The sequence below is a fragment of the Pseudophaeobacter sp. genome, assembly GCF_048267565.1.
GTDB classification, from domain to species: domain Bacteria; phylum Pseudomonadota; class Alphaproteobacteria; order Rhodobacterales; family Rhodobacteraceae; genus Pseudophaeobacter; species Pseudophaeobacter profundi.
In genome coordinates this window covers 31,814-55,910 of record NZ_JBLWXG010000005.1, presented here as the reverse complement: position 1 = coordinate 55,910, position 24,097 = coordinate 31,814, and the positions used below count along the sequence as shown (strand labels likewise).

Annotated in this window: 26 protein-coding genes; 17 read left to right on the top strand and 9 right to left on the bottom strand. The window is 59.4% G+C overall.

Annotated features, from left to right (window positions below; translation table 11 throughout):
- Nucleotides 1–146: 146 nt before the first annotated feature.
- The 6 genes from rpiA to ACN0VH_RS12875 all read left to right on the top strand — a co-directional run bounded on the left by rpiA (nt 147) and on the right by ACN0VH_RS12875 (nt 7,448).
- Nucleotides 147–935, top strand: coding sequence for a ribose-5-phosphate isomerase RpiA (gene rpiA / locus ACN0VH_RS12900; protein ID WP_278922953.1), 789 nt, complete (start codon nt 147–149; stop codon nt 933–935).
- A gap of 14 nt (nt 936–949) precedes the next feature.
- Nucleotides 950–2,305: a glutathione-disulfide reductase gene (gene gor, locus ACN0VH_RS12895; protein ID WP_417700816.1), complete on the top strand. Its 1,356-nt coding sequence runs from the start codon at nt 950–952 to the stop codon at nt 2,303–2,305.
- 69 nt (nt 2,306–2,374) lie between these two features.
- Nucleotides 2,375–3,553 carry an FtsH protease activity modulator HflK gene (hflK, locus tag ACN0VH_RS12890; protein WP_278922951.1) on the top strand — a complete coding sequence of 393 codons (1,179 nt, stop codon included), beginning with the start codon at nt 2,375–2,377 and terminating at the stop codon, nt 3,551–3,553.
- Nucleotides 3,553–4,434 carry a protease modulator HflC gene (hflC, locus tag ACN0VH_RS12885; RefSeq protein ID WP_417700815.1) on the top strand — a complete coding sequence of 294 codons (882 nt, stop codon included), beginning with the start codon at nt 3,553–3,555 and terminating at the stop codon, nt 4,432–4,434. Before hflK ends, hflC begins: the two co-directional genes overlap by 1 nt.
- 517 nt (nt 4,435–4,951) lie before the next feature.
- Nucleotides 4,952–6,481, top strand: a complete 1,530-nt coding sequence (locus ACN0VH_RS12880) for a Do family serine endopeptidase (RefSeq protein WP_417700922.1) — start codon at nt 4,952–4,954, stop codon at nt 6,479–6,481.
- A gap of 400 nt (nt 6,482–6,881) precedes the next feature.
- On the top strand, nt 6,882–7,448 hold the full coding sequence (locus ACN0VH_RS12875) for a thermonuclease family protein (RefSeq protein WP_278922948.1): 567 nt from the start codon (nt 6,882–6,884) through the stop codon (nt 7,446–7,448).
- Nucleotides 7,449–7,533: 85 nt separating this feature from the next.
- Here ACN0VH_RS12875 and ACN0VH_RS12870 read toward each other — a convergent pair whose 3' ends face one another.
- Both ACN0VH_RS12870 and ACN0VH_RS12865 read right to left on the bottom strand, forming a co-directional pair.
- The gene (locus ACN0VH_RS12870; RefSeq protein WP_278922947.1) at nt 7,534–8,202 is read right to left on the bottom strand and encodes a Crp/Fnr family transcriptional regulator; all 669 of its coding nucleotides are present in this window, start codon (nt 8,200–8,202) and stop codon (nt 7,534–7,536) included.
- A 228-nt stretch (nt 8,203–8,430) separates the two neighbouring features.
- Nucleotides 8,431–8,958, bottom strand: coding sequence for a peptidoglycan-binding domain-containing protein (locus ACN0VH_RS12865; protein WP_417700814.1), 528 nt, complete (start codon nt 8,956–8,958; stop codon nt 8,431–8,433).
- Nucleotides 8,959–9,205: 247 nt separating this feature from the next.
- On the opposite strand from ACN0VH_RS12865, the gene ACN0VH_RS12860 reads away from it, so the two are divergent.
- A complete protein-coding gene (locus ACN0VH_RS12860) occupies nt 9,206–9,529 on the top strand; it encodes a 2Fe-2S iron-sulfur cluster-binding protein (RefSeq protein ID WP_278922945.1) in 324 nt (107 codons plus the stop codon).
- Nucleotides 9,530–10,363: 834 nt separating this feature from the next.
- Here the strand turns inward: ACN0VH_RS12860 and ACN0VH_RS12855 are convergent.
- Both ACN0VH_RS12855 and purD read right to left on the bottom strand, forming a co-directional pair.
- On the bottom strand, nt 10,364–10,975 hold the full coding sequence (locus ACN0VH_RS12855; RefSeq protein ID WP_278922944.1) for a LuxR C-terminal-related transcriptional regulator: 612 nt from the start codon (nt 10,973–10,975) through the stop codon (nt 10,364–10,366).
- A gap of 251 nt (nt 10,976–11,226) precedes the next feature.
- Nucleotides 11,227–12,492, bottom strand: coding sequence for a phosphoribosylamine--glycine ligase (purD, locus tag ACN0VH_RS12850; protein WP_417700813.1), 1,266 nt, complete (start codon nt 12,490–12,492; stop codon nt 11,227–11,229).
- Between the two features lie 193 nt (nt 12,493–12,685).
- Here purD and xseA point away from each other — a divergent pair, with 193 nt between their 5' ends.
- Complete coding sequence (xseA, locus tag ACN0VH_RS12845; RefSeq protein ID WP_417700812.1) at nt 12,686–14,137, top strand: exodeoxyribonuclease VII large subunit; 1,452 nt, start codon at nt 12,686–12,688, stop codon at nt 14,135–14,137.
- Here xseA and ACN0VH_RS12840 read toward each other — a convergent pair.
- Nucleotides 14,134–14,556, bottom strand: coding sequence for a hypothetical protein (locus ACN0VH_RS12840; RefSeq protein WP_417700811.1), 423 nt, complete (start codon nt 14,554–14,556; stop codon nt 14,134–14,136). The two genes, xseA and ACN0VH_RS12840, sit on opposite strands and share 4 nt — an antisense overlap.
- Nucleotides 14,557–14,715: 159 nt before the next feature.
- Between ACN0VH_RS12840 and ACN0VH_RS12835 the strand changes: the two genes are divergently transcribed.
- The 4 genes from ACN0VH_RS12835 (at nt 14,716) to ACN0VH_RS12820 (ending at nt 18,286) form a co-directional block, all read left to right on the top strand.
- Nucleotides 14,716–15,363, top strand: a complete 648-nt coding sequence (locus tag ACN0VH_RS12835; protein ID WP_417700810.1) for a lysoplasmalogenase — start codon at nt 14,716–14,718, stop codon at nt 15,361–15,363.
- Between the two features lie 75 nt (nt 15,364–15,438).
- A complete protein-coding gene (gene ftsY, locus ACN0VH_RS12830; protein ID WP_417700809.1) occupies nt 15,439–16,557 on the top strand; it encodes a signal recognition particle-docking protein FtsY in 1,119 nt (372 codons plus the stop codon).
- A 130-nt stretch (nt 16,558–16,687) separates the two neighbouring features.
- Nucleotides 16,688–17,590 carry an EamA family transporter gene (locus tag ACN0VH_RS12825; protein ID WP_278922938.1) on the top strand — a complete coding sequence of 301 codons (903 nt, stop codon included), beginning with the start codon at nt 16,688–16,690 and terminating at the stop codon, nt 17,588–17,590.
- 66 nt (nt 17,591–17,656) lie between these two features.
- Nucleotides 17,657–18,286 carry an inner membrane-spanning protein YciB gene (locus tag ACN0VH_RS12820; protein ID WP_278922937.1) on the top strand — a complete coding sequence of 210 codons (630 nt, stop codon included), beginning with the start codon at nt 17,657–17,659 and terminating at the stop codon, nt 18,284–18,286.
- A gap of 93 nt (nt 18,287–18,379) precedes the next feature.
- Here ACN0VH_RS12820 and ACN0VH_RS12815 read toward each other — a convergent pair whose 3' ends face one another.
- The gene (locus ACN0VH_RS12815) at nt 18,380–19,063 is read right to left on the bottom strand and encodes a glutathione S-transferase N-terminal domain-containing protein (protein ID WP_278922936.1); all 684 of its coding nucleotides are present in this window, start codon (nt 19,061–19,063) and stop codon (nt 18,380–18,382) included.
- A gap of 354 nt (nt 19,064–19,417) precedes the next feature.
- On the opposite strand from ACN0VH_RS12815, the gene ACN0VH_RS12810 reads away from it, so the two are divergent.
- Together ACN0VH_RS12810 and ACN0VH_RS12805 are read left to right on the top strand one after the other, a co-directional pair.
- The gene (locus ACN0VH_RS12810) at nt 19,418–19,681 is read left to right on the top strand and encodes a spike base protein, RCAP_Rcc01079 family (RefSeq protein WP_278922935.1); all 264 of its coding nucleotides are present in this window, start codon (nt 19,418–19,420) and stop codon (nt 19,679–19,681) included.
- A gap of 35 nt (nt 19,682–19,716) precedes the next feature.
- A complete protein-coding gene (locus tag ACN0VH_RS12805) occupies nt 19,717–20,469 on the top strand; it encodes a hypothetical protein (RefSeq protein ID WP_417700808.1) in 753 nt (250 codons plus the stop codon).
- A 163-nt stretch (nt 20,470–20,632) separates the two neighbouring features.
- Here ACN0VH_RS12805 and ACN0VH_RS12800 read toward each other — a convergent pair whose 3' ends face one another.
- The gene (locus tag ACN0VH_RS12800; protein ID WP_278922933.1) at nt 20,633–20,887 is read right to left on the bottom strand and encodes a hypothetical protein; all 255 of its coding nucleotides are present in this window, start codon (nt 20,885–20,887) and stop codon (nt 20,633–20,635) included.
- A 182-nt stretch (nt 20,888–21,069) separates the two neighbouring features.
- Here ACN0VH_RS12800 and ACN0VH_RS12795 point away from each other — a divergent pair, with 182 nt between their 5' ends.
- Nucleotides 21,070–21,261 (top strand): hypothetical protein, encoded by a 192-nt coding sequence (locus ACN0VH_RS12795; RefSeq protein ID WP_417700807.1) that lies wholly within the window; start codon nt 21,070–21,072, stop codon nt 21,259–21,261.
- A gap of 277 nt (nt 21,262–21,538) precedes the next feature.
- A complete protein-coding gene (locus ACN0VH_RS12790) occupies nt 21,539–21,817 on the top strand; it encodes a hypothetical protein (RefSeq protein ID WP_278922931.1) in 279 nt (92 codons plus the stop codon).
- Between the two features lie 183 nt (nt 21,818–22,000).
- On the opposite strand, the gene ACN0VH_RS12785 is transcribed toward ACN0VH_RS12790, so the two are convergent.
- A complete protein-coding gene (locus ACN0VH_RS12785) occupies nt 22,001–22,318 on the bottom strand; it encodes an excinuclease ABC subunit A (protein ID WP_417700806.1) in 318 nt (105 codons plus the stop codon).
- A gap of 164 nt (nt 22,319–22,482) precedes the next feature.
- Nucleotides 22,483–23,511: a glycosyltransferase gene (locus ACN0VH_RS12780; RefSeq protein ID WP_278922929.1), complete on the bottom strand. Its 1,029-nt coding sequence runs from the start codon at nt 23,509–23,511 to the stop codon at nt 22,483–22,485.
- 333 nt (nt 23,512–23,844) lie between these two features.
- On the opposite strand from ACN0VH_RS12780, the gene ACN0VH_RS12775 reads away from it, so the two are divergent.
- Nucleotides 23,845–24,051 carry a cold-shock protein gene (locus tag ACN0VH_RS12775; protein WP_278922928.1) on the top strand — a complete coding sequence of 69 codons (207 nt, stop codon included), beginning with the start codon at nt 23,845–23,847 and terminating at the stop codon, nt 24,049–24,051.
- Nucleotides 24,052–24,097: the final 46 nt, after the last annotated feature.

Here is a 24,097-nt window from a genome sequence, read left to right as displayed (position 1 = left end):
TTTTGCGACAGTGAACCAACTGGCTGCGGCCGGTGCGGTATCGGGGCAGGCTCCCGGGGGGCATGGGACGGGCGTTTCAATTGCCGCTCGCGCTTGTCGGGTGCTTTGCTTATAAGCAAGCAAACGCCAATCACGGAGCCAGCACCATGACCGGAGAACTGTCCCCCATTGACCGGGCCAAATTTGTCGCCGCCAAACGCGCGGCAGGCTTGGTCGAGCCGGGCATGCGGGTTGGTTTGGGAACCGGATCCACTGCCGCCTGGCTGGTGCGCTGCCTTGGCGAGATGGTGCGCGAAGAGGGGCTGCAGATCACCGCAGTGCCAACCTCGACCCGCACGGCTGACCTGGCGCGCGAGGTCGGCATCGCTGTCACCTCGCTGGATGAGGCAAAATGGCTGGACCTGACGATTGATGGCGCCGATGAATTTGACCGGGATCTGAACCTGATCAAAGGCGGCGGCGGGGCCCTGTTGCAGGAAAAGATTGTTGCCGCCGCCTCTGATCAAATGGTGGTGATCGCGGATGCGGGCAAAGAGGTGGAAAACCTTGGTGCCTTTGCCCTGCCGGTAGAGGTCGTGCCCTTTGGCTGGCAGACCAGCCATGCCCTGATCGAGGAAACCCTTGTTTCCATGGATGTTCTCGGTCGTTCCGCCAGTCTGCGGATGCACGGGGATCAGGCCTTTGTCACCGATGAAGGCAACTATATTCTGGATCTGCACCTGAACCGGATTGGCAATGCCCGCCAGTTGGCCCTGGTGTTGAACCAGGTCCCCGGAGTGGTTGAAAATGGCTTGTTTATCGATATCTGTGACACCGTCATTATCGGATACGGCGATGGCAATGTGGAACTGCGTGATATCAATGAAGGCACGGTAGAGCGGGAAAAACTGGATTTTGTCGAAAGCGACAATCTGTTTTCCGATCTCTCCGACTGAAAGGCAAAATTAGAATGAGCTTCGACTATGATCTTTTTGTAATTGGCGGCGGTTCTGGCGGTGTGCGGGCTGCGCGGGTGGCCGCACAGGAAGGTGCCAAGGTGGCCCTGGCCGAGGAAGACCGCTATGGTGGCACCTGCGTCATTCGCGGCTGTGTGCCCAAGAAGCTGATGGTCTTTGCCAGTGAATATTCTGCCATGGTGGGCGATGCCCAGGCCTATGGCTGGGATATCACCGGCGGCGCCTTTAACTGGGATGCCTTCAAGGGCAAGCTGCACGCCGAGCTGGACCGGCTGGAAGGGATCTATCGCAACCTGCTGAAAAACAGCGGCGTAACCAGTTATGATTCCCGCGCCACCCTGGTAGATGCCCATACGGTGGCCTTGGCCGACGGCAGCCAAAAGACTGCCAAGCATATTCTGATAGCGACTGGTGGCTGGCCCAGTGTGCCAGACCTCCCCGGAGCCGAGCTGGCGATCACCTCGAACGAGATGTTCCATCTGGATACCCTACCCGAGAAAATCCTGATTGTTGGCGGCGGCTATATTGCCTCGGAATTTGCCGGCATCATGAATGGGCTGGGGGTGAAAACCACCCAATTCTATCGCGGCACCCAGATCCTGCGCGGTTTTGACGAAGAGGCGCGCGCGGTCGTAGCCGAGGGTATGGTCGCGAACGGTGTTGATTTGCAGCTGGAAACCAATGTGGTTTCGATGGTCAAAGAGGGCGACAAGATCCGCGTTACCGATACCAAGGGGCACGAGCACCTGTTTGACCAGGTGATGTATGCCACTGGCCGTCATCCCAATGCCGACAACCTCGGCCTTGAGGCGCTGGGCGTTGCGCGTGGTAAAAAGGGTGAAATCCTTGTTGATGCTTACAGCCAGACGGGCGTGCCCTCGGTGTTTGCCATCGGCGATGTCACTGATCGGGCCAATCTGACGCCGGTTGCAATTCGCGAAGGCATGGCCTTTGTTGAAACCGTGTTCAAGGGCAACCCCACCAGCCCCGATCACGATCTGATCCCCACGGCGATTTTCACCCAGCCGGAAATGGGCACGGTCGGGCTCAGCGAAGAAGAGGCGGCGGCGCAGGAACCGGTCGAGATTTATTCGGCCAGCTTCAAACCCATGCAGCAAAGCTTTGCCGGGCGGGCGCAAAAGGTTCTGATGAAGCTGATCGTCAGCAAGGCAAGCCGACGGGTTTTGGGCTGTCACATCGTGGCGCCGGGCGCTGGCGAAATGATCCAGCTGGCCGGGATAGCGGTAAAAATGGGGGCAACCAAGGAAGATTTCGATCGCACGGTTGCGGTTCACCCCACCATGTCGGAAGAATTGGTAACACTGAAACAACCAACTCGAACGACTTGAAATCACAAGACAAGACCATAAATTTGACGATCATGCCGCAGGCAGCGGCAGAAAAGGGATAGGAGACAGATGGCGGGCAATAGCGGTGGCCCCTGGGGGGGCGGAGGCTCTTCTGGTGGCGGAGGCAATCAGGGCGGCAACAACAGCGGCAATGGCAGCGGAAACAACTCTGGTGGGAATAAGGGTGGCGGCGGAGGTCGGCGCCCCGAAGACCCGCAGATCCCCGAAATCGACGAGTTGGTCAAAAAGGGCCAGGAACAGCTGCGCGTCCTGATGGGCGGTCGTGGTGGTGCTGGTCAGGGCGGCGGTCGTGGTCAGGGTGGGGGCGGTGCGCCCCTGTTTACCAAGGGCACCATCGGCATTGCGGCCATTGCGGGTGCGGTGCTCTGGGGTATGGCCAGCTTCTATTCGGTCAAAACCGAAGAGCGCTCGGTCGAGCTGTTCCTGGGGGAATATATGGATACCGGCATGCCGGGTCTGAACTTTGCCCCTTGGCCGCTGGTCACCTATGAGGTGATTCCGGTGCTGGTGGAGCAGACTGAAAACATCGGCTCGGGTTCACGCGGCAGCGATGCCGGTTTGATGCTGACTGGTGATGAAAACATCATTGATGTTGATTTCCAGGTGGTCTGGAACATCAGTGATCCGGCCTTGTACCTGTTCAACCTGCGCGATCCAAAGGCGACCATTCAGGCTGTTTCGGAATCTGCGATGCGTGAAATCATCGCCCAATCGGAATTGGCACCGATTCTGAACCGGGATCGTGGTGCGATCACCACCCGTCTGGAAGAGCTGATCCAATCGACGCTGGACAGCTACGACAGTGGTGTCAATGTGGTGCGGGTCAACTTTGACGGAGCCGATCCGCCAGAGCCGGTGAAAGATGCCTTCCGCGAAGTGCAGTCTGCGGGCCAGGAACGTGACCGGCTTGAAAAACAGGCGGATGCCTATGCCAACCGCAAACTTGCGGCGGCACGTGGTCAATCTGCCCAGACCCTGGAAGAGGCCGAAGGCTACCGCGCCCGCGTGGTGAACGAGGCCCAGGGTGAGGCAAGCCGTTTCTCTGCGGTTCTGACCGAATACGAAAAGGCGCCAGAGGTCACGCGCAAGCGTCTCTATCTGGAAACCATGGAGCGGGTCCTTGGCGATGTGGACAAGATCATTCTTGACCAGCCCACCGGCGAAGGTGGCCAGGGGATCGTGCCCTATCTGCCGCTCAATGAATTGCGCCGCACGGGAGATAAATGATGAATAAGACAACTTTCCTTCTCCCCATTCTGGTGTTGGCCGTGGTGGGGGTGCTGTCTTCGATCTTTATCGTGGACGAGCGTGAAAAAGCCCTGGTGCTGCGCTTTGGTCGTGTGGTTGCCGTACAAGAAGTTCCCGGTCTTGCCTTCAAGGTGCCGCTGATCGACGAGGTTGTCACCTATGATGACCGGATCCTCAGCATTGAGGTTGGCCCGCTGGAAGTCACCCCACTGGATGACCGGCGTCTGGTGGTGGATGCCTTTGCCCGCTACCGGATTGTTGATGTAAAACAATTCCGCGAAGCGGTTGGCGCAGTCGGGGTCAGCGGTGCTGAAACCCGTCTGGACAAGATCATGCGGGCCCAAACCCGCGAGGTCCTGGGCTCTGTCAGCTCCAATGACATTCTGTCATCGGACCGGGCGGCCCTGATGCTGCGGATCCGCAATGGTGCCATCACCGAAGCCGAAGGCTTTGGGCTGGAGGTCATTGACGTGCGCCTGAAACGTACCGATCTGCCGCAGGCCAACCTGGAAGCCACCTTTGCGCGGATGCGGGCGGAACGGGAACGCGAAGCCGCCGACGAAATCGCCCGTGGTGACGAGGCGGCGCAACGTGTGCGTGCCCTGGCAGACCGGACCGAGGTTGAGCTGGTTTCCGATGCAGAGCGCGAAGCCGAGGTGATCCGCGGTGAAGCCGATGCGGAACGCAACGCGATCTTTGCCGAAGCCTATGGCCGCGACCCGGAATTCTTTGAATTCTACCGTAGCCTGAATGCCTATGAGGGCGCGCTGAAAGGGGGGAACTCTTCCCTCGTGCTGTCGCCGGATTCTGAATTTTTCAATTATCTGAAATCTTCGCGCGGCACCGCCACATCTAACTAGATCTCTGACCTGAAGAGGTGGAGATCATCAAGGGGCTGACCTTCGGGTTGGCCCCTTTTGCTTTGCGCCTTGGCGATGAACGAAGGCGCGTGATCAAAGGTTCTACTGTTAATGCATTCTTTTCCTTCTTTGTTTTCGACGCCTGATATCGGCAAAAAGGATGCTAAGACTGCCAGAGAGGGGACAATTTGAAGGGGTAACAGGGCTGGGGCGTTGGACGGTTTGGCGTTTCAAGCGGGATGTTGCCTGCTTGATTTCATCACTGTGAAACTGGCCGGCCGTGTTTTACCAGTATTTTCAGGAGCGGCGTTTGACTATGCGGCATTTCACAACGACTTGAACGGCCCGACCGGGTGTTGCGATTGTAAAAACTCCCCCTACATTGAGAGCGTAGTACTATAGGATCTCTGTACCCCCCAAGAAGGATGGTTTGCATAGCAAGGCGGGCGGGCGTTAGGCCAGTGGCAAATGCTCTGACAGAGTTTGCAAGCCCGGTTCTGTGGGAAAGGGCAAGATGATGGCAAAAACAGGAATGGTGATGACAAGGAGTAGCTTCGTGCAGCCTCAGGCGATTGCAGTTTCAAAAGAACAAAACGGACAGGCCACACTGTGGCGGATGCTGTGGCTGGCTGGCGTCAGCCTGGTGATGGTCCTGATGCAGGTGCTCACCGCACAGGCCCGGCCCGAAAGCCTGGCCCCCCTGGCCGACAAGGTCAGCCCGGCGGTGGTGAACATCACCACAACAACGGTGATCGAAGGGCGGACTGGCCCCCAGGGCATCGTGCCAGAGGGATCACCTTTTGAAGATTTCTTCCGCGAGTTCCAGGACCGTAACGGCGGCGACAATGGCAACCGCCCGCAACGCTCTTCGGCGTTGGGGTCGGGGTTTGTGATCTCTGAAGATGGCTATATTGTTACCAATAACCACGTGATCGCAGACGCTGATGAAATCGAGATCGAGTTCTTCCCTGGTGATGGCCAACCCAGAAAGCTGTTACCTGCCAAGGTGATCGGTACCGATCCAAACACCGATATTGCCCTGCTCAAGGTAGAGGCACCGTCTCCCTTGAAATTTGTCACCTTTGGCGACAGTGACACGGCCCGCGTCGGTGACTGGGTGGTGGCGATGGGCAATCCGCTGGGGCAGGGGTTTTCGCTTTCGGCCGGGATCGTTTCTGCGCGCAATCGCGAATTGTCTGGGTCCTATGATGACTACATCCAGACCGATGCGGCGATTAACCGGGGGAATTCGGGCGGGCCGTTGTTCAATATGGATGGCGATGTGGTCGGTGTGAATACCGCAATCCTTTCTCCCAATGGGGGGTCTATCGGGATTGGCTTTTCGATGGCCTCTAATGTCGTCAGCAAGGTTGTGGTGCAGCTGAAAGAATTCGGGGAAACCCGTCGCGGCTGGTTGGGCGTGCGGATCCAGGATGTCGACACCGACGTGGCCGAAGCCATGGGGCTGGACACTGCCAAGGGTGCACTGATCACCGATGTTCCAGAGGGTCCCTCGAAAGAGGCAGGCCTGCTGGCCGGGGATGTGATCCTCAGCTTTGATGGCGCCGAAGTGGCAGATACCCGCAGCCTGGTGCGCACGGTTGGCAACACCGAAGTGGGCAAAACGGTTCGTGTGGTGGTCTACCGGGAGGGCAAGACCGAAACCCTGAAGGTGACCCTTGGCCGCCGTGAAGATGCAGAGCGCCAGTCTGGCGGTTCGGATGATGATGGGTCTGACCCAGATGTCACCGAGAAAGAGCTGCTCGGCCTATCGATTGGGGTGCTGACCGACAAGATGCGCAACGAACTGAACCTTTCGGCGGATACCGATGGGCTGATTGTTCTTTCAGTGAACGAAGCCTCTGAAGCCTGGGAAAAGGGCCTGCGCGGAGGTGATGTGATCACCGAGGCAGGCCAGCAAAAGGTGGCATCGATCAGCGCGCTGGAGGCCCGTATCTCTGAGGCGGAAGAGGCTGGTCGCAAGTCTCTCTTGCTCTTGGTGCGCCGCAACGGCGAGCCGCGCTTTGTCGCGCTGAACCTGCAGTAAGATTGCCAAGCCCTGCGCGCCAGGGCCGCGCACTATCAGGAAAGGCCGGGGGAGATCCCGGCCTTTTTCTATTCAGCGGTGGCTTTGGGCCGGAAGATCGAACCCACAGGGGTAAAAAGGGAAAGAGCCATATGCTGGCGGGCATATGGCTCTTGTTGGAACAGGCAGTCATCGGGATGGAATGATAATGTCTGTCTTGCAGTGACTATGGCAGGATCGGGCAGGGCGCTCTGTGATCTGGTTCACAGCCGGGGCGGGTTTTGAATTTTATTCACCCTCCTTCTGGCAAGAAATGCAGTACTCTCTTGCCGTGAACTGGCAAGAGTTAACGGATTCTTGGCCTCTTTGGGTGCAAGTCAGGTTGGACGATGACCTAACCCACAACAAGAGTGGCCACCTGATGATGAAAAGAACCTTTGTAAGCGTTGTATTTGCTCTGGCTGCAAACACTGCTGCCGCCTCTGATCTGCCGTTGGGAGATTCCGCCTCGGCGAAGGTGTTTTTACAGCTTAGCGGTATTCAGCAGTTGGCCGCTGTCATGGATCCGCTGCTGTCGGTGCCCGGCGGTGCCTTTCGCATCGTAGAGGGTGATTTCCTGGCTTTGGGGAATTTGCGCATCCGCTTGGCGGGCATTGATGCGCCCGAAATTGCGCAGCGGTGCAACACTGCCCAGGGCATGCTCTGGGAATGTGCCGCGCAGGCAGAGGACCGTATGCGTGATATCCTGCGCGCGGCTGACCGGGTTGAATGCTTTAGCAACGATCAGGACAACTATGGATACTACGTGGCATCCTGCAAGGCGGATGGCGCAGACATCGGCGCCCAACTGGTCTCTGAAGGGCTGGCCTGGGCAGATGAAACACAGGGCTACTACCAGGCCGAAGCAGCCCGGGCACAGGCGGCAAGCTTAGGGATCTGGCAGGCCGAAACCGCCTCTCCATCGGAATGGCGCCGGGCGCATAAATAATCGATAGTATCAGACAGTCCAGCCTAGGCCCACGTTCTGAAACCTGGTTTTCAAGGTTCGGTTGTGAGCGGCGGCTGGTCCGGGGTTAGATTGATTCCGGTTCAGCCAAGAGCGCCAGAGCGCTGCGGTCCAGAATCTGCAGACCGCCACGACTGATTTCAATCAATTGGCTGCGTTTCCAATTCGACAGGGTCTTTGACACGGCTTCGCGGGTGGCGCCAACATATTCTGCCAGTTCGGCCTGAGACAGGGCCAGACGGCCATTGCCATTGTCCGGCGCCAGATACAGCAGTTTGCGCGCAAGACGCACGGGCATTGGCAAAAACACCTGTTCGTTCAATTGCATATTCATCCAGCGCATGCGCTGCCCGGCAAGGCGCAGCAGGTCCCCGGCAAGTTCGGGCTGCTGTTGGATCTGGGCCAGAATATCGCGATTGCGCAGGCGCAGCAGCCTGCTGGGTTCGGCAGCGGTGACGGTTGCAGTGCGCAGGCCGGGATCAAACAGCACGATTTCGCCAAATACTGCCCCGGGGCGCATCAGATCAAGCGAGAGCTTGCGCCCTGCCGCCGAGAGGGTGGAAAATTCCAGCGAGCCTTCGATGATGGCATAAAAGGCATCCCCCGTGTCGCCCTGTTCGAACAGGACCTCGCCATTGGACAGACGCAGCTCGCTCGCCTGGCTTTCCAGCATTTGGCGCAGGGGGGCCGAGGCGGCAGACAAAAAGCCGGTTTCTGGCAAGCGGTCGTTTCGCATGGGATCGGGTCTCCGTCAGTATTGCGTTACGTGCCCAGGCTGGCTGGAAGAGCTGGCGCATAGGGGCCGGGCGGGGACGGAACTGGCGTCGCCACCTGTTGCTGCTGGCTTCTAGCAGAGCGCGGCGGTTTGTGAAACTCTGGCGTTTGCGCTGGCCGCCCTTTGGCGCGGGGGCTTATGTGGCGGGCAGGTGACACGGCTGGCGGTGTCAGCGGCGGCGCGTCTGTTCTACCGGGCGATCGCCACCAGTCCCAACTGCCGTGCTGTCGCAAGTGAAAGCGTGCTGCTATCCAGCCCTGCCTCTTTCTGGTAACGGCGCAGGCCAATCCTGGTGGCGCGATCCATCCGCCCGGTGGGGGCACCGCGATAATAGCCCCGTACGGCAAGGGCCCGTTGAACCGAGGCGATAAAACCTGGGGTCAACTCTGCCGGGCAGGGGGTTTCGACCCAGGTGTCACGCCGCGGCTGAACGATTTCTTGCCGGGTTACAGTGCGAAACACGGCAGGGCGGGTGATCTGGCCTGTGGCATCCAGTTGTTCGGGTGTAACCATGACTTGATCGGTGACGGTCTCGATCACGGCGGGGCTGGTGTTGCGGTGCCAGCAGGTGCCGGGGGGCGCGCCTGGAGGGGCGACGGGCGGGGCATCTGTTGCGGTCGGCGGCGGGGCTGACGGATCGGCAGGGATACAGGCCGCCAGGCCAAGCAGCGCGGTCAGCGACAGGGCCGCAACAAGGAAGTTGTTAGGTCTGCTCATGGCTTGGTGCTCGATCCCTTGGGGTGCTTTTGTCGCGCCCTTTGGGCGAGACTAAACCAGATCTGCAAAGGGCGCAAAGGCGGGATCGTGGCGGGATCTGGTTCGTGTGACGAACCGGCATGCAACAAATATGGAACAGTGGCGGCGCGGATCGGCAGAGGCCTTCGGTTGTCGCAAATTGGGCTGGTGCCGGGGCGGGGCCTTGGCTACATAATCAGCTAAGAACCGAGAAGGGGAAGAACCGACGATGGCAAAGATCACTTATGTCGAACACAATGGCACCAAACATGTCGTGGATGTGGCCAATGGCCTGACCGTGATGGAAGGGGCTCGTGACAACAACATTCCAGGTATTGAAGCAGACTGTGGCGGCGCCTGCGCCTGTTCCACCTGCCATGTCTACATCCATCCCGATTGGGTTGAGAAGCTCCCGGCGAAGGATGACATGGAAGAAGACATGCTGGATTTTGCCTTCGAGCCGGACCCTGTCCGCTCGCGCTTGACCTGCCAGGTCAAGGTCAGCGATGCCCTGGATGGGCTGGTCGTGCAGATGCCTGAAAAGCAGATCTGATGCGCTTTGGGGCCAGGGCGCGGCGTCTGCCGCTTCGCCCTTGGCCCCGTCTTATGCGCCGCGCGCTGCATGTTCTGGCGCTTGCGGCAGGTGTTGCTGGTGTAGAGCCGCTGGCGGCTGAGGGTGCCGCAGACCTGTGTTCTGATCCGACCCTTCACTAACAGCATGGCGCGCTTGGGGGGATCGAATAGAACCGCCGTTTTGTTCATTGGCGCAATAGGGGTGACGTAAGGCGAAGGTCGGCTGCCGACGCGCGGACTGGCATAGCAGGCGTGACCTTGCCCTGAACGCGGGAGTTTGAAGATCTTGCCCCGGGTCTGGTCGATCTTGATGGCGATCAGCGTGGTCGAAAGCGATGTCCAACCGGGCGCGGGGCGGGCGATTTATGATCATCCGGGCAATCCCAGCCGCCACGCCTGCCATCGCCTCCGCTTTCGCTGGCTGCCCAGGATAGGGGCGACGGATCTTGATGGCGGCGAGGGGCTGGGATTGCCTATATCGACCGCCCGTTTGCCGGGCCACCACCCAGCCTGGAGAAGGCGCTGGATCGCCTGTGATTGGCTAGGCTTTAGTCGATCGGCCTGAAATTGATCCGCCTGCGTTCCACCAACCCGTGGGTCTGACGTTTGGGTCGCGATAGCAACCACCGCGCCGCGCCTTGGCGCGGCGCTCGGCCCAAGGGTGCGGCATTCTTTGAATGCCAGAGCGCGCGGGAGCTTCCCCCCTTTTTTCTGCCCTGTTTGCGCCACTTCGCGGGGGCTATGACAAAGATCACATGATGCCGAAGCGCCCCGACCGCAGCCTGCCCAAACAGGACGATCCGGGGACAAATGGCTATCGCTGCGCGACTACGTGATCGCCGCCAATATCCCCCAGCGAAGAAAACAGGCTGGCGGTGTTGTTCACCCCCATTTTCTTCAGCAGCCTTGCGCGATGGACCTCTACGGTGCGGTAGCTGAGATTGAGAGAACGGGCAATTTCCTTGCTGGTCTGGCCTTCGCCAAGCAGGGAATAGACCTCTCTTTCGCGGCGGGTCAGTGGCAGATAGGGGCGGGATCCGGATAGATCGACAAAGCTCCAGACGGCGCGCCCCAATGGGGTGTTGGGGGTGAAGCTATGGCCGCGCACCCGAACCCAGAACAATTCGCCGGACCTGCGTCGCATGACCCGTTCGTCCCAGTAGGGATTGCCTGCGCTCAGGTTTTTATCGCCACGGGTGCGCAGGTTCTGGAATTCTTCCTCGGATGGGTAGAGGAAGGCAAAGAGCTGATCCAGCAGATCCTCACGCGGATAGCCGAACATTTCGCAAAAGCGCTGATTGCATTCCCGCACCACCCGGTTTTCGGTGACCACAAGGCCAACAGGGGCAAAGTCGAAGGCAAGTTTCGCCAGATCCCGGTTTGCAAAAAGGGGGTCGAGCGTATCAGAGCAGGGGTATTGTTCCATCGTCCCTCCAGGAGCTTATGGCGATTGTAGCCGCTAAGGACGCGGGTTCAAACAGATTTGACCAGCCGCGCTGAATTGCCACCCGGAGGGGATAGGCACCGCCCGAAGGGGACGGCGCGCGTGTCGCCCCCCCCTGTGATACGCCCCGCCTTGTTGTGCCCTGCAAGAGGTAGGCAATTGGCGACAGCTCACCCGAGGCAGGTCCAGATATCATTCAGCCCGTATCATTCAGCTTGCGAGGTCGCCGGGCGCTAGTCCAGCGCGCGCCAGCCGATGTCGCGGCGGCAAAAGCCCTGCGGCCAGTCGATCTGATCCACCATGGCATAGGCGCGATCACGGGCTTCTTGCAGGGTGTCACCCCGGGCCGTCACATTCAAAACCCGCCCACCGGTTGCAATGATTGCGCCGTCTTTTTGCGCGGTGCCTGCGTGAAAGACCATATTGGCACTATCCTCGGGCAGGGCATCCAGACCTTTGATCGGGCTACCCTTTTCATAGGCGCCGGGATAGCCGTTGGCGGCCATGACCACGGTAATTGCGTGATCGTCGGCCCAGTTTATCTGGGCCTCGGCCAGGCGTGACTCGGCGGCGGCCTGCATCAGATCCAGCGCCTGTGCACCCAGGCGCATCATCAGAACCTGGCATTCAGGATCGCCAAAGCGCACGTTATATTCCACCAACCGGGGCTGACCGTCCTTGATCATCAGCCCGGCATAAAGCACGCCTTGGTAGGGCGTGCCACGCTCTGCCATCACTTTCATTGTCGGTTTGACAATCTGTTCCATGGCGCGGGCTTCGATTTCAGCGCTCAGCACTGGCGCGGGCGAATAGGCCCCCATGCCGCCGGTATTGGGGCCGGTGTCGCCTTCACCGACGCGTTTATGATCCTGGGCGGAACCAATGGACAGAACCTCTTCGCCATCAACCAGCACGAACAAGGAGGCCTCTTCCCCCTCCATGAATTCTTCGATCACCACCTCGGCGCCGGCGCCACCAAAGGCACCGCCAAACATATCGTCAATGGCGGCCTCGGCTTCGGCCTCGGTCATGGCGATGATCACGCCCTTGCCGGCGGCCAGCCCATCGGCCTTGACCACTGTCGGCGCGCCATGTTTACGGATATGCGCCTTGGCAGCCTCGGCATCGGTGAAATGCCCATAGCCTGCGGTCGGGGCCTGGGCCGCATCGCAGACCTCTTTGGTGAAACTCTTGGAGGCCTCCAGTCGCGCCGCCGCCTCGGAGGGGCCAAAGACCAGAACACCCGCATCGCGCAGCCGATCAGCGACCCCGGCTGCCAAGGGGGCTTCGGGGCCGATGATGACAAAGCCGATGGCATTTGCTTCGACAAAATTGGTGACTACGGCCCCATCCATGATGTCGAGGTTGGCGCATTCCGCGATCTGGGCAATTCCGGCGTTACCCGGCGCGACGATCAGCTTGTCGCATTTTGGGTTTTGCATCACAGCCCAGGCCAGGGCATGTTCACGCCCGCCGCTGCCGAGGATAAGAATATTCATTGCGTCGTCTCCGATCTGCTGACCCGGCGCTGCTGTGGCAGAGACCGTGATCAGTTGCGCCCATGAACCCCGAAGCCGCGCGCCGGGGCTTGTCTTGCTTGCGGCGGGTTCTATGCTGCGCGAGCCCGCAAAACAAGAACCCGCAGGTTCTGCGGGTTCAGAACGCAAACTTTGCCGCAGGAGTGCCCCCCGCGTGTCCGACCTATTTGACGACCCCCAACCTGGCCAGAACGCGCCGGAATTCAGCGTTTCCGAAATCTCGGGCGAGGTGAAGCGCACGCTAGAGGGGACCTTTGGCCGCATCCGGGTGCGCGGCGAGGTGGGCCGGGTGTTCAAGGCGCGCTCAGGCCATTTGTATTACGACATCAAGGATGATCGCTCGGTCTTGGCCTGCACCACCTGGAAGGGCCAGATTTCCAGCCTCGCCGTGGTGCCGGAAGAGGGACTGGAGGTGGTGGTCACCGGGCGGCTGACCGCATTTGGGGCGCAGTCGAAATACAACATGAATGTGGATGAGGTGGCCGTCGCGGGGCAGGGGGCCCTGATGGCCTTGCTGGAAAAGCGCAAGAAGCAGCTCGAATCAGAGGGTCTGTTTGCGCCGGAACGCAAGAAATCGCTGCCCTATCTGCCGCATATCATTGGTGTTGTGACCTCGCCGTCAGGCGCCGTGATCCGCGATATTCTGCACCGCCTGCGCGAGCGGTTCCCGCGCAAGGTTCTGGTCTGGCCAGTTGCGGTTCAGGGCAGCAACTGCGCGTCAGAAGTGGCACGCGCCATCGAGGGCTTCAACCAGATGACACCGGGGGGGGCCTTGCCGCGCCCAGATCTGATCATTGTCGCCCGCGGTGGTGGTTCCATCGAGGATCTCTGGGGCTTTAACGAAGAGGTCGTGGCCCGCGCTGCTGCGGCCTCGCAGATCCCGCTGATTTCGGCAGTGGGCCATGAAACCGATACCACGCTGATAGATTTTGTCTCTGACCGCCGGGCGCCAACACCGACGGCAGCGGCTGAACTGGCGGTGCCGGTGCGAATGGAACTGATGGCCTGGGTTGAGGATCAGGGCGCGCGGCTGTTGCGGGCCTCAAATCAGGCGGTGCAGCAGCGCCGCCAGCGGCTGAGCGACCTGTCCCGTGCCATGCCCCGCCCCGAGAGCCTGTTGGATACGCCGCGCCAGCGCCTGGATCATGTCTCTGACCGGCTGCCGCGCGCTCTGATTTCCGGGGTGCAGAATCGCCATGTTGCGCTTAGCCGGGCGTCTGCGGCGCTGCGCCCGGCAACCCTGCGCCATCTCATCGAATCCCGTCGCGAACGGCTGCGCAATCTATCCACGCGGTTGAGCCTGCGCCCCATTACCCAGGAGGCTGCGCGCCAGAAAGTGCAATTGGCCCGGTTGGCAACTGCCCTGGAAACCGCCCAGACATTGCGGCTGGATCGCAACCGGCAACAGCTGAAATCTGCCGGACGTCAGCTGGATATCCTTAGCTATAAGGGAACGCTGGCGCGGGGCTATGCGGTGGTGCGCAGTGAAGATGCTATTGTCACCAGCCGCAAAGAGGCCGCCGCCGCCAGTGGGCTGCGTATTGAATTTGCCGATGGCGAGTTTGATTTAACGGCCCGGCGGGCGGATCAGCACGGCGTGAGCTAGACCCCAACCTCTGGGCCGAGGCAGATCATTTCCTGGTCGACCTCGTTTGCCTCATACAGATGGGTTGCCTGCGGATCGTTCTGGAACCGCGCATTCAGCCCATCGGGCGTCAGAGTAAAGCTCCAGCATTGGGGCGGGCCCAGATTCTGATAGACGAAACAGATCTGGTCTGCCTCCTGGTACCAGATGCCCTCTTGGCAGCGGCCATCGAGAAAGGACCAGATCACCCGATGGTTGGGCAGGTAGCGTTCAGCCCCGTAGGGGCTGCCATCCAGGCCGTAGAACAGCGTCTTGCCCTGTGTGTAGCGATCAAATTCTGCCGCGCTCATGGGCTCAGCCGCCTGGGACGGCAGGGGCAGTACGGCCAGCTCGGCCAAAAAGACGGGCAAGACGGCAAAGGGAATCAACATCTGGCGCATGTCCCAACTGTGCCAGAGCACAAGCGCCAGGCCAAGAATTTAGCGCCAGGGATACAGTGTCGTCGCGGCTGATTTCCTGGCGGCTTGCCTTGGCGTTGCCTTTGACCTGACCCGGTAATCGCGACACAGAGGGTAGATGCGGGGTGCGGAGGGCATAATATGGTCGCAGTGACATGTATCGAGGCAGTGGCAGGGCTGGCGGCGCTGGCCTATCTTGGCTTTACCGCCCGCGCCCCCAATGCGCTGCGGAGCCTGCTCAAAACGGCGGCGGTGGCGTTGCTGGCAGGAGCGGCTTTGGCCACGGGCGCGCCGTTCTGGCTGGTGGTGGGGCTGGGAGCCTGCGCCTTGGGGGATTATTGCCTGTCGCGCAGTGGGGAGACGATGTTCATGGCCGGGGTTGGGGCCTTTGCGATGGGGCATCTGGCCTATGTCGCGCTGTTTCTGGGCGATGACAGCGCTGTGCTGCGCCAGATCTGGACCCTGCCTGGCCTTGGGCTCACTTCGGTCCTTGTGCTCCTGGGGGGGGGCATGGCAGCGATTTTGGCACCTGTTGCGGGGCAGCTGCGCGGCGCAGTGCTGGGCTATATCCCGATCATCCTTGCCATGGGGCTGGCGGCGCTGACCCTGACGGACCCGGGGCTGGTCTGGGTGCTGCCGGCGGCACTGGCCTTTGTGGCTTCGGATGTGGCGCTCGCCTTTGAAACCTTTGTGCTTTCGCCGCAGCATCAACTGCGCCGGGTACTGCCCTATGTGGTCTGGCCGCTCTATTGGGGGGCGCAGGCGGGGTTTTATCTGTCTTTTTCCTGACCAAGGGGCGCATCCGCTTTGCAACCGGGGACAATCCGCATTAGGTGAAGGGGAAACCCTTTTGCGGAGGCCCAGATGGCGTTTTTCTCAAAGCTCAAGGAGCGCTTGTTCAAATCCTCTTCCAAACTGGACGCGGGGCTGGACGCCATTGTCGAAGAGGGCGACGGCGCCGAGCCATTGGCTGCGCCCGTCGCCGCTGCCCCGATCGCCGACCCCGCGCCGAAATCAGCACCACCCGCAGAGCCGAGCGAACCGACATCGCCGCAAACGCCTCGGGTGGCCGCCGCGCCGGATGCAGAAAAACCAAGCGGCGTTCTGGGGCGCCTGATGGGGCGCAGCGGCGGTACAGAACAACGCCGCACCCTTGATGATGAGATGCTCGAACAGCTGGAAGAGCTGCTGATTGCCGCCGATATGGGGGTCAATACCGCGCTGCGCGTCACCGCCAATATGGCAGAGGGACGCCTGGGGAAGAAACTATCGGCTCGTGAAATCAAGGAACTGCTGGCCGCCGAAATCGCGCGGGTGATGGAGCATGTGGCAAAGCCGATGCCAATCTATCCGCATCGCCCGCAGGTGGTTCTGGTTGTTGGGGTCAATGGCTCTGGCAAGACCACCACCATTGGCAAACTGGCCAGTCAGTTCAAGGGCGCAGGCAAAAAGGTTGTTATTGCCGCTGGCGATACCTTCCGCGCTGCCGCAGTAGAACAACTGCAGGTCTGGGGAGAGCGAGCGGGCGTGCCGGTGCTGACAGCACCCGAAGGCTCTGATCCGGCCAGCCTGGCCTTTGACGCCATGACCAAGGCACAAGAGGAGGGGGCTGATCTCCTCATGATCGATACCGCCGGGCGGTTGCAAAACCGGGCAGATCTGATGGAAGAACTGGCCAAGATCATCCGCGTCATTCGTAAAAAGGACGAAAGCGCGCCGCATAATACGCTTTTGGTGCTGGATGCGACTACTGGTCAGAACGCCCTGCGCCAGGTCGAGACCTTTCAAAAACTGGCAGATGTTTCTGGCTTGGTAATGACCAAACTCGACGGCACCGCCAAGGGGGGGGTGCTGGTGGCACTGGCAGATAAATTTGGCCTGCCCATTCACGCCATCGGCGTTGGCGAACAGATCGACGACCTGGATGCGTTTGACCCGGAAGATTTTGCTGCTGCGCTGACCGGTTTGGACCGCACCCGATGATCGCAGCCTCCCGTCTGCCCGCCTTTCCGGACCGCGCTCCGGGCTCAGGCTTCATTTGGCTGCAAATATCCTCCGGGGGTTTGGGGGTGGAAAACCCCCAAGCGCTGCCCCTGCAAGCAATGGATAACGCATGAGCGACTGGCTGATCTCGCTGGAGGGCACCGAGGCGGGCCACCAGGCAGCACTTTGGCTGGCGCTGATGGCGGCCTTTTTACATGCGGTTTTTGGCGCGCTGCAAAAGGGAAAACACGATCCTTGGCTGTCGCGTGGGTCGATTGACGCCTCCTATGGGCTGATGGCGGCCCCCTTTGCGCTGTTTGTGGTGCCCTGGCCCGAACCGCATATGTGGCCTATTTTTGCCATGGTCTGGCTTATTCACGTTATCTACAAGGTCTTGCAGGCGCTGGCCTATACCAAGGGCAGCTATACGGTGGTCTACCCGGTGGTGCGCGGGACCGGGCCGCTGTTCACCGTCATCGGATCTTATTACCTGTTCGGAGAGGTGTTTTCTCTGGTGCAATGGGCCGGTATCGGCGTTTTGCTGGCAGGGATTTTTGGGCTTGCGGCCTATAATTATCGCTATCTGGTGACCGACCGCGATACTCTTGGGCTGGCGATGGCTTTGGCGCTGGTGACGGGGCTCTTTGTGGCGCTTTATACCACATATGATGCCTATGGGATCCGCGCCACTGTCGATCCTTTCACCTTTCTGGCGTGGTTCTTCCTGATAGATTCCCTGGCGCTGCCGCCCTATGCCTATCTGCGCTGGCGACGCATGGCTGATCGGCCAGCTCTGGCGCCGCTTGCCGTGCGCGGGGTGTTTGGCGGGCTGGTGGCCTTTGCCTCCTTTGGCGCGGTGATGCTGGCAACCCGGCTGGACAAGGTGGGCGAGGCCGCAGTCTTGCGCGAAACCTCCACCGTTTTTGCCGCCCTCATCGGCTGGCTGGTGCTAAAGGAAACCGTTGGTCCGCGCCGCATTGCCTTGATGGCTTTGATCGCGCTGGGGGCCGTGATAGTGGAAATGGGGGGCTGATCTCAGTTGGCACACAGCCCATGGTACAGACCCCAGTCGGGTAAAGAGACAGCAACAGGAGAGCCCATGACGCGCCCAGAAAAAACTGCAGACAAGCAGATCAATCCCACCCTGAAGATGGTGCTGGAGCTTGGTCCTATTGTGCTGTTTTTCATTGGCTACCTGAAGCTGCGCGAGGATGTGTTCTTGATCGCAGGTCAGGAATACAAAGGCTTTATCGTGGTCACGGCCGCCTTTATCCCGCTGATGATCCTGTCGACCCTGGCCCTGTGGAAACTGACCGGGCATTTGTCAAAGATGCAGATTGCAACGCTGGTGCTGGTTGTCTTCATGGGGGGGCTGTCGGTCTGGCTCAATGATGAGCGGTTTTTCAAGATGAAACCGACGCTGATCTATTTGCTGTTTGGTGGCGCGCTGGGGGCTGGGCTGTTGCGGGGGCAAAGCTATCTAAAGCTGGTGATGGAAGAGCTGATGCCGCTGGAACACGAAGGCTGGATGATCCTGACCCGGCGCATCTGCCTGTTCTTTCTGGCGCTGGCCGTCGCAAACGAGGCGATCTGGCGCAGCCAGAGCACCGACACCTGGGTCTATTTCAAGACCTTCGGTTTGCCGGTTGCGATGTTTGCCTTCTTTATGTTTCAGGGGCAGGTCTTTCAGAAGCATGGTATTCCTGATGACGATGAGAACGAGGTCTAGGCCCCTAATCTCTTCAGTCGGCACCCCAGGGGCGAGCGCCTAGGCAATTGTCAAAGCCTTGTCCCGTCGGCGCCTGCCACTGATGCAATGCGATCATTTGCCAAACAATACCTTCTGCGCCTGGCTGTCAGAGCGATCGGCGCGCCTTTCGGCTTCCAATTTGCGCCCGGCAATGACGCCAGGCCGTGCCCATAGGTCCTGCAACCAGCGCGCCATATGCGGCTTGTCTTCAAGGGTTTGTTCCTGCCCCTCCCAGAGAGAGGCCCATGGCCAGATCGCCATATCGGCAATGGTAAAGCTGTCGCCTGCCACAAACTGATGATTGGCAAGCTGGCGGTTCAATACGCCGTAAAGCCGCGCAACTTCGGACCGGTAGCGATCCTGGGCATAGGGGATGGGATTCGGGGCATATTTCAGAAAGTGATGCGCCTGACCGGCCATCGGTCCCAGCCCGCCCATCTGCCACATCAGCCATTGATCCACGGCCAGCCGCTCTCGTTCGGTATCGCCGTAAAACTGCCCGGTTTTGCGTGCCAGATACTGCAGGATTGCACCGCTTTCAAACAGTGAAACGGGCGCGCCATCCGGCCCTTGCGGATCAATGATGGCGGGCATCCGGTTGTTGGGGGAGATTTGCAGGAAATCCGGTGCGAACTGATCCCCCTTGGAGATATCAATCAGGTTGACGCGATAGGGCAGGCACATTTCTTCAAGTGCGATAGAGATCTTCCAGCCATTTGGCGTTGGCCAATAATAAAGCGTAATTGGGTCCTGCATGATCCGTCCTTCTGTAAACCGCGTTGCGCCAAAGCAGAGCATGTGCCGCGCGCAAGAACAAGGTGGCCCTGTCTGGTCTGCGCAATCAGCAGGCTGGCGCGCGGACCCAGACCACCAGGGGCGGACAGGGGGGCTGCCGTTGCCAGACCGGCGTGCGTATCCGCGAAACTTTTTCAATCCGGTGATGGCTATAGTGGCGCAATATTTTTGCACGAGGACCTGTATTTGCGGACCCGGATTACCAAAGCGCTGGGCTATTTTGCGTCAATGGCATGCTGGCAAATCTTGCCGAGGTTCTGACCCAATCGGTCCCTTGCGGGCCAGATCATTCACCCCAATCCATGAGGCCAAACCATGCCACAGACCGATCCATTTGCGACCCAAGCCCGTGGGCTGACCAGCCCGGCGACCCATCATTTCACCATTGCGCCAGCCGATGGCACCGATCTGCCGACCCGCCCCCGCGTGTTGCGCGCGCTGACGTCGGGCGATGTTGCGCTGCGTGATGCCGCCGGGATGGTGATCACCTATCCCGTGGCTGCCGGGGAAACCCTGCAGTTTTCGGCGGTCGGGGTTGAGGCAACCGGCACCACTGCGGTCCTTGTGGGGTGGGTGTAATGCTGGGGCTGGGCCTGGATCTGTGGAGAGGGGGAGTGCCCCAGCCGAATGAGGGGGGCAGCGGATTTAATCCGGCGTCTCTTTTTGCGGGTGGGGAATTGGGGGTCTGGTATGACCCCGCAGACCTATCAACCCTCTGGGCTGATACATCCGGCACGACACAGGCGGGCCTTGGCGATGCCGTTGCACGCATGGATGATAAGTCCGGGAATGGAAACCACATTATCCAGGTCACGGCAGCCTCGCGGCCTATCCTGCGCCAATCAGGCGGTGGAGAGTATTGGCTGGAGTTTGACGGGGTGGATGATTACCTGCTCACTGCACCCGGCGCGCTTGGTGGCAGTGCCACAATCTTCACCATGGCCGCTGGGGTTTCAACTGATGTTGGTGCTGGGGCTTCTGGCAACCACCGCCCCCTGTCCTTGGGCAATGTAACCCATGGCACCGCTACCTCTGGCGCTAAAGAAGCATTCGGCCAAGCTCAGGACGGTACGCTGCGATACGATGGCGCCTTTACGGCTGGTGCCATTTCCGTGCCAAGTGAGATTGTCCGATTGTCCAGCCGCGACGGCGGATCAGTTGTGGATCGGGTGAATGCTGCTGCGAGCATCAACATGGTTGCCCCTCTGGCGCCAACCGTTGATGAGGTAGCAATATGCGCGCCCGGTGGATCAGTCTATGCCCAGGCAAATGTCCATGGCGTGATCGTCATTGGCCGAATTCTAACGGCCCAAGAGATCGCCGATACCGAGGTCTACTTGGCTGAAAACAGCGGGGTGGCGCTATGAGGGGTACAGCAGCCGCACCAGTTGCCACGCTGAATGATTGCAATGAGTTTGCAATGGCCTTGACCTTTGGCATCCAGCTGTCGAGCAGTCCTTGTGAACTGTGCAGCATCACGCACTTTGGACTCACAGCCGACTTTGCTGTTAGGCGTACCATCGAGGGCTACTACTTAAACCTATAACGGTCTGCTGCCCTGCTGAGGTGTTCGGCGCGGTTGGTTTCAATCACGCCTCTGGGCAGGACGCCGGAACAGTTTTCGAGTAGATCTGTGGCAATGACGCTGGCGACCTGTTGCCAAAGGTCATGTGTGGGCCAGCGGGCGCGGTTGCTGTCACTGGTGGGGCAGGTGTAGCGGATCTTGTCGCAGAGCTCGGCATAGGCGTCGCCAACCATATCGCGCAGATCTTGCCAGCTTCGCATTTTCCAGCGATTGCGCCGTTGCTTGGACGCCATGCGTAGCGCGAACCGCCAGACTTGGCTTGCCAGTCGGTCAGACAGATCCAGGCGGGCGGTTCAGTTGGGCGCGGGCGTCGTTCCAGATGGTGAGCCAGCCCAGCTTGCCCCTTTTGCATCACCTCTAGTCGTTTGTCATAGATCGCCAATTGTCTGTTGGCGACGCCACCGGCGTGCAGGCTGGGGAGGTGTGCGCCGGTGGCGTGGGGTTGCTGCCGCCGAAGCTGGTGGAGGCCAGGTCTTCCCTGGTCATGACAGAAGCAAACGACGCCTTTCCGCAGAGCAAAGTGGACGTCGCCGTCAAACATCACAAAATTGCCTGGCTATATCGCCTGCTGTGAAGCCGTGAACGCGCGTATGGCCATGACAGCGGTGCTCAGAGAGAATTTGGCCCGTACCCTGCCGCGCTGGAAGTGAGCAATCCGGCAGTCATGGTGTCGTGTGAGTGGTCCCGCCTGACGGGGTGGTGCGGGGATGTGCGCCTATCGTTTTGGTTTAGCCTGCTTTATAGATTGGGGTCGCGGTGGAGACCGTTACCAATCATAAAGAAATGATGGCCGATGTCTGCTGGCTGCAGACCAGACATGCCATTTATCACACTCAGCCAAGGACGGCGCAATGACAGACACAACCGCAAACTCCGACAAGACGCACTATATCTGCCAGACATACGTTGAAAAGGCGGGTGCCGCTGGGCAGGTCAGCCTGCAGATCGACAAGCAATTGCAGTATTCGTCAGAATCGCAAGCGCAAGACAGGGCAGACCGAGAGTTTGAGAGGGGAAACTGTGTAGGTGCAGATGCCTATATGATTACGGAGGACGCAGGCTCGGGCGAGGTCAGCCCCCCAACCTTTATCGTAAGGCACGGGACTGTCCCGGATATCGACGATCTTTGATCTGTGGAAATCTAGAACATATCGTTCAAAAGCGTGTGCAAGTACTGCGCAACTAAAATAAGTGAAATCAAATTGGTAAGGCGTGATTTCTTGAGGTCAGCAAAGATCATGCCCACTAATTCTGATCGCCTTGGTGCGGTTGCCATCCTGCATTTCGGGTCAATCGGGCGTCGTGTCAGTCGTTCAATCCAGTATCGCGGCAACCGCACCGATCAGATCAAGCACTACTTTGGTGTCGCGGTCTACTTGGTAGACATAATCGCCAAGCCGATAGTAGGTCTTTCCCGGTTCCAGGCCATATCGGCCGGGTTTTTTGACCAGTGTATAATCGCCTTCAAGGTAGTCTCCGCGCCCAAGTATCCTCTTGGCGTGGCCAGGAGGCAGGCAGCCGTTGTTCTTTCGGGCCAAGCCAGGGGGGCAGCCTTTTGGTCCGCCTGCCAACACCGCAACAGGCGCAACGCAGAGCAGCGTTGCCATCGAGAACTGGATAAGTTTGCGCATCGCAATCTCCTGTAGCTGTGGGGACCGAACCTGGCAAAAACGTTGCGCTTTGCAACGCATCGGGCGGCAAAGCAGCAAGGCTCCGCCGAGCCTATTTGGCGATGGACAGCCTTGTTATCCTGGCACGCGACAGCGGATCGACTTCTGGGTATCTCGGGGCAGGTTCACATGTTTCCTTGCGCACGCGCGAGATTTCTTTTCTGTCGCTTGGGGGTCATTTTGCGCAACCGGTTCACCATAGAGAGCAGTGCCTTGAACTTTTGTCGCGACAGCAGTGCCTTGCATGCGGCCCGAAAAGGGGCGTTGAACAGTTCCAGCTGATACTCGGCGATTTCCAGCTTCTTCTGCAGCAGCTTGATCACGCCGGTCTGGTCGGGGCGCATCTTCTGACAGTCCTTCAGACGTTGGCGATAGGTGTCATGGGCCCGCTGCCAGTTCTTACGTTCCTGCGCGACACCTTGCTGAAAGGATTTTGCTTTTGGCTGAGAAAGCCCCACACCCAGGCGGTAATCGACCAGCGGTTCTGGCACATGAATAATCCGGTCCATCAACGTGGCGCGGAAGAAGAAGATCAGATCATCAAAGGTTGCGTCCCCTTCAATCGGACCAAAGAGGCGCCGAATGTCGGGGTGCCAGGCGCAGGTCGCCCCGATGCCAAGCGCCAGCGAGCCAGCAGTATCTTCCAGTGTCATATCGGCAAGGATCTTTTGGCGTGACGTCGTGGACCCGGTCAGCATGCCGTGCTGATCCATGTTGTTGACGTCCGAATGCACCAAAAGCGGCCGGTCCTGTGCAAAGGCATGATAGAGTTTACTACAACGATCGGGGTGCGAAATGTCATCGCCGGGGGCGTAGACGATCAGACCTCCACGGCTAAGGTCGAAGATCTTGTTGAGATGACCAATAAAGCCCAGGTTTGTTGGGTTTAGGTTCAGTCGCACCTGGTGCGGGCCCTGATAGTCTTGGGCCAGGCGCTGCATGATTTCAAAGGTGCCGTCGGTTGAACCGTCATCCGACAGGATGATTTCAAGATTTGCGTAGGTCTGGGCAAAGGCGGATTTTACCGTTGCCTCGATATAGTCTGCCTGATTGTACGACATGACAAACATCGAAACCAGCTCTGGCTCAGGGTTGGGGGATGCTTCTGCAGGGGCGGCCGTTTGGTCGAGTGCAGTGTCTTTTTGTTGCGGCATGATTTTGTCTTCCACTCGTTGCAGGCCCGGGCTGGTCAATACAGCCTGAACAGTACTGGGTGTCCGTGTCATAGAACATGCCGAGCGGTTTATCCACTGGGGGCGATGCATGTCACGCAGGTCGCGGGGTGCGCAAAAAATTGCCAATATCCCGGTTCGAGGGCGCCTGGGCTATTGCCAGACGCAAAAAGCAGTCGCATATTTTGAGGGCTTGTGTATCTCTATGTCGACCTACTGTCTCCTATTTTACGGCGTTCAGACTTCGATTACAGACCAGACAACGCCGGGCTGTCGCACTCCTGCGGGCAGCAAATCAAAAGGGAGAATACGGAAATGGCCACTGGCACCGTGAAATGGTTTAACGCAACCAAAGGCTTTGGATTTATCGCCCCCGATGGCGGCACCAAGGATGTGTTTGTGCATATTTCGGCAGTCGAACGCTCTGGCTTGACCGGGCTGGCTGACAATCAGAAAGTCAGCTTCGATATCGAACCCGGCCGGGATGGTCGTGAAGCCGCTGTGAATCTGGCACTGCTGTAAGGATCCCGTAGGCCAACAAGGCCCGCCAGACTGTGTTTTGTGAACG

Bases quoted from the DNA above. Each gene is read 5' to 3' on its own strand.
- ACN0VH_RS12780 (WP_278922929.1), bottom strand. From the start codon at position 23,511: ATGCCGCAACAAAAAGACACTGCACTCGACCAAACGGCCGCCCCTGCA.
- ACN0VH_RS12865 (WP_417700814.1), bottom strand. From the start codon at position 8,958: ATGAGCAGACCTAACAACTTCCTTGTTGCGGCCCTGTCGCTGACCGCG.
- ACN0VH_RS12825 (WP_278922938.1), top strand. From the start codon at position 16,688: ATGAGCGACTGGCTGATCTCGCTGGAGGGCACCGAGGCGGGCCACCAG.
- gor (WP_417700816.1), top strand. From the start codon at position 950: ATGAGCTTCGACTATGATCTTTTTGTAATTGGCGGCGGTTCTGGCGGT.
- ACN0VH_RS12800 (WP_278922933.1), bottom strand. From the start codon at position 20,887: ATGCGAAGCTGGCAAGATCTGCGCGATATGGTTGGCGACGCCTATGCC.
- ACN0VH_RS12840 (WP_417700811.1), bottom strand. From the start codon at position 14,556: ATGCGCCAGATGTTGATTCCCTTTGCCGTCTTGCCCGTCTTTTTGGCC.
- ACN0VH_RS12790 (WP_278922931.1), top strand. From the start codon at position 21,539: ATGACAGACACAACCGCAAACTCCGACAAGACGCACTATATCTGCCAG.
- ACN0VH_RS12870 (WP_278922947.1), bottom strand. From the start codon at position 8,202: ATGCGAAACGACCGCTTGCCAGAAACCGGCTTTTTGTCTGCCGCCTCG.
- ACN0VH_RS12815 (WP_278922936.1), bottom strand. From the start codon at position 19,063: ATGCAGGACCCAATTACGCTTTATTATTGGCCAACGCCAAATGGCTGG.
- ACN0VH_RS12855 (WP_278922944.1), bottom strand. From the start codon at position 10,975: ATGGAACAATACCCCTGCTCTGATACGCTCGACCCCCTTTTTGCAAAC.
- ACN0VH_RS12860 (WP_278922945.1), top strand. From the start codon at position 9,206: ATGGCAAAGATCACTTATGTCGAACACAATGGCACCAAACATGTCGTG.
- ACN0VH_RS12820 (WP_278922937.1), top strand. From the start codon at position 17,657: ATGACGCGCCCAGAAAAAACTGCAGACAAGCAGATCAATCCCACCCTG.
- purD (WP_417700813.1), bottom strand. From the start codon at position 12,492: ATGAATATTCTTATCCTCGGCAGCGGCGGGCGTGAACATGCCCTGGCC.
- ACN0VH_RS12775 (WP_278922928.1), top strand. From the start codon at position 23,845: ATGGCCACTGGCACCGTGAAATGGTTTAACGCAACCAAAGGCTTTGGA.
- ACN0VH_RS12875 (WP_278922948.1), top strand. From the start codon at position 6,882: ATGATGAAAAGAACCTTTGTAAGCGTTGTATTTGCTCTGGCTGCAAAC.
- ftsY (WP_417700809.1), top strand. From the start codon at position 15,439: ATGGCGTTTTTCTCAAAGCTCAAGGAGCGCTTGTTCAAATCCTCTTCC.
- rpiA (WP_278922953.1), top strand. From the start codon at position 147: ATGACCGGAGAACTGTCCCCCATTGACCGGGCCAAATTTGTCGCCGCC.
- ACN0VH_RS12880 (WP_417700922.1), top strand. From the start codon at position 4,952: ATGGCAAAAACAGGAATGGTGATGACAAGGAGTAGCTTCGTGCAGCCT.
- ACN0VH_RS12785 (WP_417700806.1), bottom strand. From the start codon at position 22,318: ATGCGCAAACTTATCCAGTTCTCGATGGCAACGCTGCTCTGCGTTGCG.
- hflK (WP_278922951.1), top strand. From the start codon at position 2,375: ATGGCGGGCAATAGCGGTGGCCCCTGGGGGGGCGGAGGCTCTTCTGGT.
- hflC (WP_417700815.1), top strand. From the start codon at position 3,553: ATGAATAAGACAACTTTCCTTCTCCCCATTCTGGTGTTGGCCGTGGTG.
- ACN0VH_RS12835 (WP_417700810.1), top strand. From the start codon at position 14,716: ATGGTCGCAGTGACATGTATCGAGGCAGTGGCAGGGCTGGCGGCGCTG.
- ACN0VH_RS12810 (WP_278922935.1), top strand. From the start codon at position 19,418: ATGCCACAGACCGATCCATTTGCGACCCAAGCCCGTGGGCTGACCAGC.